Origin of the sequence: Ectopseudomonas toyotomiensis (assembly GCF_017167985.1) — a bacterium.
GTDB classification, from domain to species: Bacteria; Pseudomonadota; Gammaproteobacteria; order Pseudomonadales; family Pseudomonadaceae; genus Aquipseudomonas; species Aquipseudomonas toyotomiensis.
In genome coordinates, this window is record NZ_CP070505.1 from 5,140,458 (window position 1) to 5,153,850 (window position 13,393).

Consider the following 13,393-nt stretch of genomic DNA (forward strand, 5'->3'; position numbering starts at 1 on the left):
TACAGGTTGACTGGAGGTAGGCCAAGTCGGCGCAACCTCCAGCATTTACATACAAGTCTTAAGTGCCCTGCTTCTTGCGCTGGTATGCACGCCAGGTCATTGCCCAATGCTGCGGGTCGTCGATCGAGGCGCCTTTGAGTCGATGAATGGCCTGGTTATGCGGCGCGGTCTTGACGATCTCTGGGTTGTTGTAGGCTTCCTCGACGACATGCGCGAGTACCGCGATCCAGGTGTCTAGAGCCTCCTTGCCATACATCTCACCCGCCTCCGGCGTGAACGGCTCCGGTATCAACCAGGGGTGGTGACTGCTCCACATCGGGTCTATGCCGAAATCACTCATGCGGTTCTGTACATCGTGAACGTCTACCCCAGTGTCTTCCTTGAGTTGCTGGAGGCTGTAACGCGTCATCTCCAACCGCGGCGTGGTGGCGTCGGGGTGTGAACGGGTCACGCCACGAATGGCTAGCAGCCCTCGCTCCATGTAGTTGTTGGCCAACACCGAGATATCGGAGGCTTCGGCCATACCCTCGGCGCCCATGGCGCGAGACCAGGCGTAGGCCTTGAGGATCACCGGCACGTTGCCCCAGAACTCGCGAATCTTGCCGCTGCTTAGCGGACGATCGTAATCCAGGCTGTAGCGTTCCCCATCGAAGGCGACCACCGGTGCAGGCAAGAAGGGAGCGAGTTCTGCCGAGCAGCCATAGGCGCCGACTGCCGGCCCCCCTACTCCGCTCTTGGGCGCACCGAAGGTCTTGTGCAGCATGAACATGCAGGCATCGAAGCCGAGCTCACGTGCGCGAATCTTGGTCATCGCGCCATTGAAGTTGGCATGGTCGTAAAAACACAGGCCACCCGCCTCGTGCACGATACGCACCCACTCACGGATTTCCGGGTTGTACACGCCCATGTCGTCGGGATTGTTCAACATCAGCGCAGCGGTGCGCTCGGATACTGCGGCCTTGAGCGACTCGAGCGACGGATAGCCGTTCTCTTCGAGCATGAGGGTGATGACCTTGAACCCGGCAGCTGCTGCAGTTGCCGCGCTGCTGGGGTGGGTCTGGATAGTGGTGATGATCTCATTACGCTGCGCCAGCTCACCACGCGAAGCGTGATAGGCACGGGTGACGGCACAGCTGGTGTAAGCCGCGTCAGCACCACCACCGGCCTGGAAGATGAACTGATCCATGCCGGACAACTCTCGCAGGATGGTGTCCATGCCGTGCACGATCTCGAGAGAGCCCTGCAGGGTGTCTTCGTCCTGATAGGGATGTACCTCGGTCATCTCCGGGCGCCAGGCCATCGCCTCGTTGATCTGCGCGTTGTACTTCATGGTGCATGTGCCAAACAGGCTGATATTCATCATGCCCAGGGTCTGCTGCGACAGACGCAGGTAGTGGTACAGCACCTCAGGCTCGGACATTTCCGGAAGTGCCGGTTTCTTCGCACGGCGCATATTCGCCGGGATCAGACCATCGATGCTGCCGGAAACGGCCTGCACGTCCTTCTCGACCTCTGCGAAGACGATGCCACGCCGGCCGGGGTAGCCCATTTCCAAGATGACGGGTTCGTTCCAGACCGGAGCGTGGTATTCCCTCAGTGCAGTGTTCATTGTGCGATTACCTTTTTCAGTGCGTCTGTCAGACGCTCGATATCTGCCTGTGTATGGATTTCAGTGACGCAATACAGCGCGCTCTGCCCCAGCTCGGGGAAGTCTTGAGAGAGGTTGTTGGCGCTGATGGAAAATTGACCCACCCTGCCGATTGAAATTTGACCCAGGGCGGATTGCTGATTTTGTTACCAGCAACTGTGGATAAGTCTACCAGCGCAGCTGCTTTTGAACCCACTCCCTCGCTGTCCCAGTTCAGCTGTTGAAGACCTGCCACATGCAGCCATGCAGCAGGCCGTCGTCACCATGAAATCAGAACGACTCATCGTCCTCCGGTTCCTGGCCGCCCTTACGCTTTCGCTCCCGTGATTTGATCTTGGCCTGGGCCGCCAAGCTACTGTGTTGCAGGCGATAGGACTCGTTACCGGTTTCGACGATGTGGCAGTGGTGGGTCAGCCGATCCAGCAGGGCGGTGGTCATCTTGGCGTCGCCGAACACGCTCGACCATTCGGCGAAGCTCAGGTTGGTGGTGATCACCACGCTGGTGTGTTCGTACAGCTTGGACAGCAGGTGAAACAGCAACGCACCGCCAGCCTGGCTGAACGGCAGATAACCCAGTTCGTCGAGGATGACCAGATCCATGCGCAGCAGTGCCTGGGCGATCCGCCCGGCTTTGCCGTCGTGTTTTTCGCGCTCCAGCAGATTGACTAGATCGACCGTGGAGTAGAAGCGCACGCGCTTGCCATGCCGGGTGATGCCGGACACGGCCAGCGCGGTGGCTAGGTGGGTTTTACCGGTGCCTGGCCCACCGATCAGCACCACGTTCTGCGCGGTGTCGGTAAAGGCCAGGCTGGCCAGCTCGCTGATCAGGCGTGCGTCGGCGCTAGAGGCGTTGAAATCGAAGCTGGCCAGATCGCGGTGCATCGGCAGCTTGGCCATGTTCATCTGGTGGCTCACCGAGCGCATGGCGCGATCTGTGTGCTCTTGTTCCAGCAGGTGTTCGAGCAGCCACTTGGACGAGGCTGTGTTCGACTCACCCTGTGCAGTTAACTCCGCCCAGGCCGTGGCCATGCCGTGCAGGCGCAGCTCCTTGAGTTCCGCCATCAAATCACGCATGACCGACCTCCTCGGCCTGGCCACGCAGGCGGTCGTAGCGCGCCGTGTTAGCGACGGGGGCTTCCTTGAGCGACAAGTGGCTTTCGACGCTGGGTGGTGGTTCGGTCGCGGCCAGGCGCGCCACGACATTGAGGATGTGTTCGGCGCTCAGGCTGCCGCTTTCCAGTACCAGCTCAACAGCCACCAGCACCGCATCGAGCCCGGCGACCGGTACGGCAGCCAGAACTTGCGCCATGATCCGGTCACCGCCGGCATGACGCCCCAGACCGTGCTTAAGCTGACGCAGCGGCGCCGGCAGATCAGCAAAGGGCGCGCCGTTGCGCAGCGCACCGGGCTTGCGTTCGATCAGCGGGAGGTAGTGCTGCCAGTCATAGCTGACCTGGTCGCGATCCAGCAAGCGGACATGGCTGGCGATCAGCGCGTCGTCAGCCACCACCTCGATTCGCGTCGGATACAAACGGCTGCTGACCCACTTACCCGCGTACTCACACGGCACCGAGTAGCGGTTGCGCCCGACGCTGACCAAGCAGGTGCTGGAGACCCGCGCAGGCCGCTCGACGTAACCGTCGAATGGCGCTGGCACAGGCATCAGTTCAGCGCGCTCCAACTCCAGCACTTCGGCCACACTCAGACCGCTGTATTGAGGGTGCGTCAGCTCGTTCCAAAGCGCGCGGCAGCGCTGGCCCAGCCAGGCATTGAGTTCCTCGAAGGAGTGAAACTGGCAGTCCTGGGCGTCTAGCCAGATACGCCTGCGGCTGTCTTGCACGTTCTTTTCAACGATGCCCTTTTCCCAACCAGCGGCGACGTTGCAGAAGTCCGGATCGAACAGGTAATGCGCGCACATCACCGCAAAGCGTGCATTCACCGCCCGGCCTTTGCCCTTATTGACCTTGTCGACGGCGGTCTTCATGTTGTCGTAGATGCCCCGGCGCGGCACGCCGCCCAAGGCGCCGAACGAGCGTGTATGGGCGTCAAATAACATCTCATGGCCCTGGCTCGGATACGCCACAAGCCAGAACGCACGGCTGGCACACAGCTTCAGATGTGCCACCTGCATACGCCGGTAAATGCCGCCGACCAGCAAGCCTTCCTCGCTCCAGTCAAACTGAAACGCCTCGCCAAGAGCAAAGGTCAGCGGCACAAAGGCCTGCGACGCCTTGCCCTGTCCCCCTCGCCAGGCACGGATAAACGCGGTGAGCTGGCTGTAGCCACCGTCATAACCATCGGCTTTGATTTGCGCCAACAGCGCCTTGGCACTGCGCCGCTGTTGCTTGGGGCGCAGCGAATCGGCTTTTAGCGCCTGCTCTAGCGTGACGTGAAAAGGGCTGAGTTTGTTAAAGATCGCGCGGCGTTGGTACACCGGCTGCTTGGCCTCAGGTGCTCTGACCCACTTGCGAATCGTGTTGCGCGCCAGCCCGGTGCGCTTGGCTATCTCATGCAGCGACAGCTTGTCGCGGAAATACATCCGGCGGATTTTGCCCATCATTTCCATACTGATCACCCTGTGTTCTCCTGCTCAAAAATTGAGCAGAAGCAGTTGAACACCTGGGTCAGTTTTCAGTCGGCAGAACAGCCTCTACTGGGTCAGTTTTCGGTCAGCGGCAACAAGCGTGTGTTTACCCTTGGGTTTTAGGGTGAGCACACTCAACTCGTCCGGGCTGAAGGTACGGTCAACCGTGCTCTTCTGAACCACCTCGGCGAAGCTGATATTTCCGTTTGGCGTCAGCACGTAGCTGTTTTCGGTATCGCACAGTGCAGGCTCGACACCTTTGAGTTTTGCCGCAGCTTCAATGAGCGACTTACGCCCTGCAGCACCGGCCTGAGAAAGCGTTTTGAACGAGGTATTTACCGACCACGACCCACCCGTGATCATGACGCCCCATTTGGGATCCGTGTCCACGTGAACAATACTCACGTCTTCCCAACTGGCTCCCAGTTCGTCCGCAATGACACGGGCCAATGCCGTACCCACGTGCTGACCCATTTCTGCCTTGGTGATATTTACGACAACCTTACCGTTGGCCTCTATCTGAAACCAGATAGTGGGCGAGAACAGCTTCTGCTCCAAAGCTTCCTGCGCAGGCGCCGCCAGTACCGACAAGCCCGAACTGAATGCCATGACCAATGTGCCAGCCACCGTACCTACCAAAAAACTACGGCGCGACAACCCTCCAAGGTCAACGGCGGACTCTTTTTTATTGGTCATCATTTTTTCGCCTCCGCAACTTTCAGCGAATCCTCGGAGACAGCGTTAGATACTTGCGCCGAAGCCGCATGCTTAATGGCTTCTTTTATGCGACGGTAAGTCATGCAACGGCAAAAGTTGGAGCTCATGTGATTGACGATATCCTCATCACTTGGGTTGGGCGTGCGGCTCAGGAGCGTGGCAGCCTGCATGATCTGGCCTGACTGGCAGTAACCACACTGCGGCACTTGCTTTTCCACCCACGCCTGTTGCAACGGATGATTATCGGCAAGCCCCTCAATGGTCGTGACATTCCGCCCACGCGCCATTCCAGCAGGATATGAACATGATCTGACGGCAACGCCGTCAATGTGCACTGTGCATGCACCACACATTGCAACGCCGCAGCCATATTTGGTTCCCGTGAGCTTGAACTCGTCACGGATAATCCATAGCAAGGGCGTATCATCCTCGCCCTGCGAACTGACTTTCTCGCTATTCAGATAAAATTCAATCACTGCAACCTCCATGAGGGCACTAGAAAATGACAGCATCAAAATTATCCGGATTCTCCGTAGCTGGCGGATACACGAGAAACCTTATTTGATACAACCTCTATACAGACAAATACAAAACGCCCGCCAAACCAACAGCACAAGACCGGCAGGTCGAAAATAAAAAAGCCACCAGACAGGATACAAGAATACAGCAGAAGAAGATGACTACAGGCTCATTGCGCCGCAGCGCTATCTATAATTACACCTACACACACCAAAACTTTACACATAAGACTGAATTTCAATCTTGACCTGCATCGCCCTATTAACCATTCGCAGCGATGAGAAACTTGATTAGCATGCAGCCTTATTAAGAAGTTTAGTATTTCATTTTAATAAAAGTACCACACGCCGCACTCATGACAATGCCATATCTGCAATGATTTCGGACATACTGCCAGCTGGAGTTCGTGCAGCGATATGCACCTCAGCGGCACGGCCGACGGGCACCACGTGTCCTGCACATTGCCTTATGGTCGATCCGTAATCCGGCCACAGGCAACCGACTCATGCCAGACAGCACTCTTACGGCGAGTACTCGCTCGATCATGGCTAGCGGATACCTGTCAGTCAGCCAAATCGCCTACCACACCAAGTTGCCGGGGTAGCGCTCTCTAGCCCACTCCCGGATAACGTCGTCCACTTCAAAGGCTGCCATGCAACTCCAACACTCTTCGTGCATCGCTTCATCCAAGCGAGAAGCTGCATGGCGGGAACGCCGCTACCTGATGCTCTTGTCCAGGAATTCACGGATGACTGGGATGATTTCATCGCCATGAGTTTCCAGCGCGAAATGGCCCGTGTCATAGAAGCGAATATCTGCCTCGGGTATATCGCGCGTCCAGGCTTGTGCGCCTGCCGGCAGGAAGAAGGGATCGTTTTTCCCCCAGACGGCCAACAGCGGCGGCTGATACTCGCGGAAGAACTTCTGGAAGTCGGGGTACATCGCTACGTTGTTTGCGTAATCCAGCACCAGGTCGAGCTGGATTTCGGCATTTCCTGGCCGGGTAATCTGGAGCCCTTCCAGCGTGTAGCCATCCGGTGATACCGAACTCTTATCGGAGACCCCTTCCAGGTACTGCCATTTGATCGACTCAGGTGTTGGGAAGTCTCGCAGCGCCTCTCGGTTCTGTTGAGTAGGCTCACGCCAGTATTTCTGGATAGGCGCCCAACCGTCCCCAAGACCTTCCTCATAGGCGTTGCCGTTCTGGGAAATAATGGCGCTAACCCGCTCGGGGTGAGCAGCAGCCAGGCGCCACCCTACGGGAGCACCGTAGTCATGCACCACGAGAGCGTATTTATCGAGCTTGAGCTGCTCAGTGAACGCTCCGATAGTCTTCGCCAACTGGCTGAAGGTGTAGGAATACTCTTCCCTGCCCGGCGCTTCGGTGAAACCGAACGCGGGCAGGTCTGGCGCAATCACATGGTAGCGGTCGGCCAGCGCAGGAATCAGGTCACGGTACATGAAGGACGACGCCGCGAAACCGTGCAGCATCAGCACTTTTGGCGCGGCCGGATTACCGGCCTCACGGTAGAAGACCTTCACATTGCCCACCTGCTCATAGCGGTAGTGAACCTGCGTCTGTACATCATCGGCGTGCGCGACGCCCATCAGCAAAGCGGCCGCAAGGCCGGCAGCTGCAATGACTCTGGTATACATGATAACGAACCTCCGTAACCCTTAAAAATTGAATTTGAAGGTTACAAACTATTTGAGTAACCTGTAAACAGCCATTTATCAGTTACAGAACTTTTTCCCATGAACACAACGACGTCCCCCTCTACCGGCGCACTCTTCCTGGCCGACAACCTCGCCCTGGACTTCATCAACAGCGAGTACGGAATGAGCGAACAGCATCAAGACCACCTCGCCGATGACCACAGCGTGATGAGTTGGCTGCAGGAAGCAGGACTCTTACCCGAAGGCAAGCTACCGCCCCCGCCCTCAGGCTTGTTGACACTTGCCCGGCAACTACGGGCATGCGCCAGAACGGTGGTACACGCAGCGATGCAAGGGGCCGAGACAGACCTCCAGATAATCAACCAGATTCTGGAAACCGGCCGCCCCATCAAAGAGTTGACCTGGGACAAACAGGCGAAGGCGCTGCGAATCACTACCCGTCGCCGCGACCACAGCCCTGCAAGCCTCCTGGAGCCAGTGGCCGACGCGCTGGCGACTCTGGTCACCCACGATAAATTCGAATACGTCCGCCAGTGCGAAGCGCATGACTGCGTCCTGTTGTTCCATGACCTGACCAAGTCACACCGACGCCGGTGGTGCAGTATGGCGACCTGCGGAAACCGCATGAAGGTCGCCGCCTTCCGCTCCCGGAACAAGGTCTGACATCAACGGCGACAGCGGTAGGGTTGCAAGAACGGAGTCACCAGCAACATAAGCGCCCCTACAGCCACCAACAGCCACAAGGCCGACTGGAAGTGCCCCGCGCTGTCACGCAGATATCCCATGAGTAGCGGACCGGCAGCGCCGACCAGGTAGCTCTGCAACATCACAAAGGCAGTCCAGGCGCCCGCTTCTTCAGGTGTCGAAGCATTGTCCAGCGGCAAGGTCATACCCAGGGTAAAGGCACCTCCGGTACCAAAAGCCGCAATCGCAGCAGTCACCAGCGGCATGGTATCAGGCGCAACGGCCATCGCCAGGCTGCCCAGCAAGGCGATGCTGGAACTCGCGGCAAGCAACAGACGTCGATCATCGCTACGGCTGAGCAAGCCAAACACCGGGTTGGCCAGCATGAACCCCAGGGTATAACTGGCCAAGATCAAGCCTGCCGAACTGGCGCTCTCGCCACGCTCGATATACATCGGTGCCAACCAGGCAATCAGGGCGTAGAACACCAGGTTGTTGCAGGCGAAGAACAGTGCGATCAGCCAGGCCGTGGGATTGCGCAGCGGCATCCTGGGCATCTGGGTCGAAGCGGTAGAGACCGGCGCTCTCAGGCTCCGATGCTCGATGCCCACCCAGGCCATGATCGCCAGCAGTGCCGGCAGTACCCAGAAACCGCCCGCCCAACGCCAATCACCAATTAACTGATCGATCGGCCCGGTCGCCACCGCAGCGACTGTGCTGCCCAGACCGATGGCCGTTGCATAAATACCCATGAACAACGCGATACGATTCGGCGAGCGCGCCTTCACGTAACTGGAAAACAGCGTTCCGGCGACCGCGATACCCGCCCCGACTGCCGCAGTACTGGCAAAAAACTGCCCAATGGAGCCAGCCAGCGCACGCAAGATGATCGCGGCGCCCAGCACGATCAGCGCCAGCAGGATGATCCGGTCACGCCCAAATCGATGCGCCAGCCAGGGTGCGGGCAATGCCAGCAATCCCATCAGCAAGGTAGGAATCGCGGTCAGCAGCGAGGCCTGGGTATGAGTCAATCCCAGCTCATCGATGATGGCGGTCAGCAATGGCCCCATGGAAACGATGCCCGGGCGCAGCGTGAGCGCGACGAGCAGGATACACACGACCACTGCTGCGACTGACGGAGCACGAACGTCGCTGCCAGCCAAGGCCGGATACGCCAGACCCGGCGTAACATCGCGTTTGATCGGTACGGATTTGACAGACATGACGAAGACTTCCTACGCAGTGAGCAGTTACGCAGGCGTGTCCCCGTCCATTCGCGTCGAGGCCACGCCGGCAAATGTGAACGTCAGTCCGAATAGGTCGGGTAGTCCGTCAGGCCCTTCTCCGCGCCACCATAGACAGTGGCAGGATCCAGCGGGTTGAGCGGCCAGCCATTGGCGATGCGTTCGGGCAGATCGGGGTTGGCGATGAAGGGACGGCCGAATGCGATCAGGTCGGCCAGCCCCGCTTCGATCAGCCGCTCACCACGCTCGGCGGTATAACGACCGGCGTAGAGAATCTTCCCGCTGAAGTTCGCGCGTACGTCGCGGCGGAAGCTCTCGGGCAGATCCGGCGCGTTGTCCCAGTCCGCCTCGGCGATCGACACATAGGCCACACCTGCTGCCTCCAGCACCTTGATGGCTTCGATATAGGTGGTGTGCGGGTCCTCTTCGACCAGACCGATGTACACCCGATCCTGATCGGTGCCGGTGAACAATGGGGTGAAGCGCACACCAAGGCGATCCGCGCCTACGGCAGCGGCCACGGCGTCTACGATCTCGCGCAGGAAGCGCAGGCGGTTTTCCAGGGAGCCACCGTAAGCATCATCGCGCTGGTTGGAATGTGCGGAGATGAACTGGTTGACCAGATAACCGTTGGCTGCGTGAATTTCCACGCCATCGAAACCGGCGTCGATGGCATTGCGCGCCGCCTGGGCGTACTGCCCGACCAGATCGCGGATTTCAGCCAGCTCCAGTGCGCGTGGAAGCGACGGCTGAACCAGCTCGCCGACACCAGGGCCGGTCTGAATGAACGCCTTGACCTTCTGCGCCTGAATGGCGGATGGCGCCACGGGCGCCTGCCCGTCAGGCTGAAGCGCGTTATGGGAAACGCGACCGACGTGCCAGAGCTGGGCGAAGATCACGCCACCTTCGGCATGCACCGCTTCGGTCACCTTGCGCCAGCCATCGATCTGCGCCTGGCTGTAGATACCGGGCGTCCAGGCATAGCCCTGGCCACGCGGTTCGATCTGGGTGCCCTCACTGACCATGAAACCGGCACCGGCACGCTGGCGGTAATAAGTGGCCATCAGATCAGTCGCGATATCGCCTGGCTGGGCGCTGCGCTGACGAGTCAACGGCGGCAGCACGATGCGGTTCTTGAGAGTGATACGTCCCATGTCGATGGGGGTAAACAGAGCAGCGTGTTTCATGATTTCTATCCTGCTGTTAAGGCGACTGCACCTATCGACAGGCGCACGGCGCGAATGGACGCACCTGGCGCCCAATAGGCTTGATGAGTGGGAGTGCGGCCCCTCTGCTGGAGAGGCCGCTCAGGCGTTACTTCTTGATCAACACGGTTTTCGGGTTGGTGAACAGCAGGCGGCCCTCATGGCCGTGTTCAGTGCCGATACCCGATTGCTTGTGGCCACCGAAAGGAATATCGATGCCCTGGGTGTGGATCTCGTTGACCCAGACCATCCCGGTTTCCAGGCGATTGGCCACGGCCACCGCTGCCTGGGTATCACGCCCCCAGACCGAACCACCCAGGCCGAACGGACTGTCGTTCGCGCGGGCCACGACATCGTCGACGTCGTCGTAAGCGATGATCGGCACGATCGGCCCGAACTGCTCCTGCTGCACGATCATCGAGCTCTCTGGCGGGTTGTCGACCACGGTTACCGGGATGAAATAGCCAGGACGGCTCTCGTCTACCTCACCGCCCAGTGCCACCTTGTAGCCATTGGCCTTGATGTCATCCAGGAAGCTACGAACCTTGTCGTACTGCATCTTGTTCTGCACGGGGCCAACGGTCACAGCCGGGTCGAGACCATCACCCATGACCTGTTGCTGCGCATACTCGACGAACGCTGCCACGAACTCAGCGCGATAACTGCTGTGCACGTAGAGGCGCTTGATGCCCACGCACCACTGGCCCGAGTTACCGATAGCGCCCCAGTACAGCTGCGGGATGATCGCTTGCCAGTCGGCATCAGGCATGACGATTGCCGCGTCGTTGCCGCCCATCTCCATGGTCAGCCGCTTGACGGTGCCGGCAGCCGAACGGATGACATGCTTGCCGGTCTCGGTGGAGCCGGTGAAGCTGATCTTGGCGATATCCGGGTGAGCGGTCATTTGCGGGCCCAGTTCATTGCCACCTGAAACCACTGAAAGCACACCAGCAGGCAGCACGGACTGGGCAATCTGCCCAAAGCGCAAGGTGGTGAGGGGGGTGAATGGCGACGGTTTGATGACCATGGTGTTGCCGGTGATCAGCGCGGGCGCCACTTTCCACAGCGCCAGCAGCACCGGGAAATTCCATGGAGTGATCGCACCGACCACACCCAGCGGCGTGTGATGCAACTCCACGATGTGGCTGTCGTTTTCCTCGACGATTTCCACCGGGATACGCCGCGCAGCAATCTGGCGAATCCACGAGATCGCCTGGTCGACCTCCGGCTCGGCCATGGTGGTCAGCGGCTTGCCCTGTTCCAACGTCAGCAAGCGAGCCAGTTCATCGCGGTGCTCCAAAAGCGCATCGGCATAGGCATCCAGATAGCGCTGGCGCTGGTCATAGCTCAAGACCGACCAGGTCTTGAAGGCGCCCTTGGCAGCAGCGATCGCCGCCTCCAGTTGCTCAGGCGAACCCGACGGAGCCTTGGCGAATACCTCGCCAGTCGCCGGATTGAACACATCGAAATGCGCATCGGTAGCGACCAACTCACCGGCGATGGACAGGTAGTACGGGCCGTCGAAGACGCTGCTGGAGTGGGAATCTTTCATGACAGTAGACATAAGCCTATCTCCTTGAATCAAAATGAAAATTTATTGACTGAAATGATCAAGACAACTTTCTTCAGGCAGCAGAAATCCCGTCACCCAAAAGGCGACTGCTGCTGCGGTGTGGTTATGCGGTAGCGGGCGCGAAGGCGCTCAGAGCGGGCGCACAGTGCGCCCGCTCATTACTTGCACGGGTTCGTCTGAACCCTGCAGATTGCGCGAATCAAGCCAGCAGCTTGAGCAAGGCGTTGGCCGCGGACTCGGAACTGGCGGGGTTCTGACCAGTGACCAAGCGCCCGTCGACGACAGTGAACGGCTGCCAGTCGCCGGCTTTCTCATAGCGTGCGCCCAGTGCCTGGAACTCGTCCTCGATGAGGAAAGGCACCACGTCAGTCAGTTCTACAGCGGCCTCTTCGCTGTTGGTGAAACCCGTCACCCGGCGCCCCTTGACCAGCGGCTCGCCATCCACAGCCTTGACGTGGCGCAGCACGCCCGGAGCATGGCAGACGAAACCGATTGGCTTGCCGGCGCGCTCGAAGCTTTCGATCAGGGCGATGGATGTATCCGACTCCGCCAGATCCCACAGAGGGCCATGGCCGCCTGGGTAGAACACCGTGTCGAAATCCTCAGCCTTCACCTCACTGAGTTTCACCGTGCTGGCCAGGGCTTGCTGCGCGGCCGGATCGGCAGCGAAACGGTGGGTCGCCTCGGTCTGGAAATCCGGCAGATCACTCTTGGGATCCAGAGGCGGCTGGCCACCGGCTGGCGAGGCCAGCACGATATCGGCACCGGCGTCCTTGAAGACGTAGTAAGGCGCGGCGAACTCTTCCAGCCAGAAGCCGGTTTTATTGCCGGTGTTACCCAGCTTGTCATGGGATGTCAGAACCATCAGAACTTTCATGATCATTGCCTCATAGTGGGTATTGCATTGGTTTCGACCGACCCTTGCCGGTCATGGGTTCACTGGTTACCGAGAAGGTGTTGCGTCTGCTGCAGCGCCTCTTCGAACGCGTGGTGGGTACGGGTGATCTTGGTCAACACACTGGCCCCCAACCACAGGGCATAGAGCCTCAGTGCCAGCTGAGCGGGCGTAGCAACGATGGTTACCGTGCCCTCCTCCACGCCTCTGCTGATCGCAGCCTCCAGCCTCTCGACGATCTGCGCAGTACCGCGCTGAAGTGCCAATCGCATCGGTTCGGAAAGATCGGCGACTTCAGCACCCAACTTGACGGCCAGGCATTTACCGCACTCGACCTGACTGGTCTGGTTGGAGATCCACAGTTGCCAGTAACGCATCAGCGCGTCATGTGCGCTGGTTGCCGGATCCTGAAAAATACGATCCATGTCAGCCAAATAGGTCTCGAAGTAGTGCTCCAGCAGTGCCGTGCCGAACGCGTCCTTCGAAGCGAAGTAGTGGTAGAAGGACCCCTTCGGCACGCCCGCGGCATTCAGCACCTCATTCAGCCCAACAGCAGAAAAACCTTTACGGGCGATGATCGATTGGGCGGCGTCGAAAATGCGTTGCCGGGTCTGATTACTGTCAGTGGTTGTCATGGCTGCTTGTCT

Annotated in this window: 12 protein-coding genes; 1 reads left to right on the plus strand and 11 read right to left on the minus strand. The window is 59.2% G+C overall.

Going from position 1 to position 13,393, the window contains the following annotated elements:
- Positions 1–58: 58 nt before the first annotated feature.
- The 6 genes from gcvPB to JWV26_RS23875 form a co-directional block, all read right to left on the minus strand.
- Positions 59–1,609 carry an aminomethyl-transferring glycine dehydrogenase subunit GcvPB gene (gene gcvPB, locus JWV26_RS23850; protein WP_206417972.1) on the minus strand — a complete coding sequence of 517 codons (1,551 nt, stop codon included), beginning with the start codon at positions 1,607–1,609 and terminating at the stop codon, positions 59–61.
- 309 nt (positions 1,610–1,918) lie between these two features.
- A complete protein-coding gene (istB, locus tag JWV26_RS23855) occupies positions 1,919–2,722 on the minus strand; it encodes an IS21-like element ISPst3 family helper ATPase IstB (RefSeq protein ID WP_013983804.1) in 804 nt (267 codons plus the stop codon).
- Positions 2,715–4,214 (minus strand): IS21-like element ISPst3 family transposase, encoded by a 1,500-nt coding sequence (gene istA / locus JWV26_RS23860; protein ID WP_125836939.1) that lies wholly within the window; start codon positions 4,212–4,214, stop codon positions 2,715–2,717. Before istA ends, istB begins: the two co-directional genes overlap by 8 nt.
- An 84-nt stretch (positions 4,215–4,298) precedes the next feature.
- Positions 4,299–4,931, minus strand: a complete 633-nt coding sequence (locus JWV26_RS23865; protein ID WP_206417973.1) for a molybdopterin cofactor-binding domain-containing protein — start codon at positions 4,929–4,931, stop codon at positions 4,299–4,301.
- On the minus strand, positions 4,928–5,425 hold the full coding sequence (locus tag JWV26_RS23870; protein WP_420890305.1) for a (2Fe-2S)-binding protein: 498 nt from the start codon (positions 5,423–5,425) through the stop codon (positions 4,928–4,930). Before JWV26_RS23870 ends, JWV26_RS23865 begins: the two co-directional genes overlap by 4 nt.
- A 760-nt stretch (positions 5,426–6,185) precedes the next feature.
- Positions 6,186–7,124 (minus strand): alpha/beta fold hydrolase, encoded by a 939-nt coding sequence (locus tag JWV26_RS23875; RefSeq protein WP_420890284.1) that lies wholly within the window; start codon positions 7,122–7,124, stop codon positions 6,186–6,188.
- A 99-nt stretch (positions 7,125–7,223) separates the two neighbouring features.
- On the opposite strand from JWV26_RS23875, the gene JWV26_RS23880 reads away from it, so the two are divergent.
- Complete coding sequence (locus JWV26_RS23880; RefSeq protein WP_206417974.1) at positions 7,224–7,808, plus strand: CGNR zinc finger domain-containing protein; 585 nt, start codon at positions 7,224–7,226, stop codon at positions 7,806–7,808.
- Between the two features lie 2 nt (positions 7,809–7,810).
- On the opposite strand, the gene JWV26_RS23885 is transcribed toward JWV26_RS23880, so the two are convergent.
- From JWV26_RS23885 to JWV26_RS23905, 5 genes are all read right to left on the minus strand, one after another.
- The gene (locus JWV26_RS23885) at positions 7,811–9,052 is read right to left on the minus strand and encodes an MFS transporter (protein ID WP_241201249.1); all 1,242 of its coding nucleotides are present in this window, start codon (positions 9,050–9,052) and stop codon (positions 7,811–7,813) included.
- 83 nt (positions 9,053–9,135) lie between these two features.
- Positions 9,136–10,260: an alkene reductase gene (locus JWV26_RS23890; protein WP_072425536.1), complete on the minus strand. Its 1,125-nt coding sequence runs from the start codon at positions 10,258–10,260 to the stop codon at positions 9,136–9,138.
- A gap of 127 nt (positions 10,261–10,387) precedes the next feature.
- On the minus strand, positions 10,388–11,842 hold the full coding sequence (locus JWV26_RS23895; protein ID WP_174892497.1) for an aldehyde dehydrogenase family protein: 1,455 nt from the start codon (positions 11,840–11,842) through the stop codon (positions 10,388–10,390).
- 208 nt (positions 11,843–12,050) lie between these two features.
- The gene (locus JWV26_RS23900) at positions 12,051–12,728 is read right to left on the minus strand and encodes a type 1 glutamine amidotransferase domain-containing protein (protein WP_074916768.1); all 678 of its coding nucleotides are present in this window, start codon (positions 12,726–12,728) and stop codon (positions 12,051–12,053) included.
- Positions 12,729–12,787: 59 nt separating this feature from the next.
- A complete protein-coding gene (locus JWV26_RS23905) occupies positions 12,788–13,381 on the minus strand; it encodes a TetR/AcrR family transcriptional regulator (protein WP_074916728.1) in 594 nt (197 codons plus the stop codon).
- Positions 13,382–13,393: the final 12 nt, after the last annotated feature.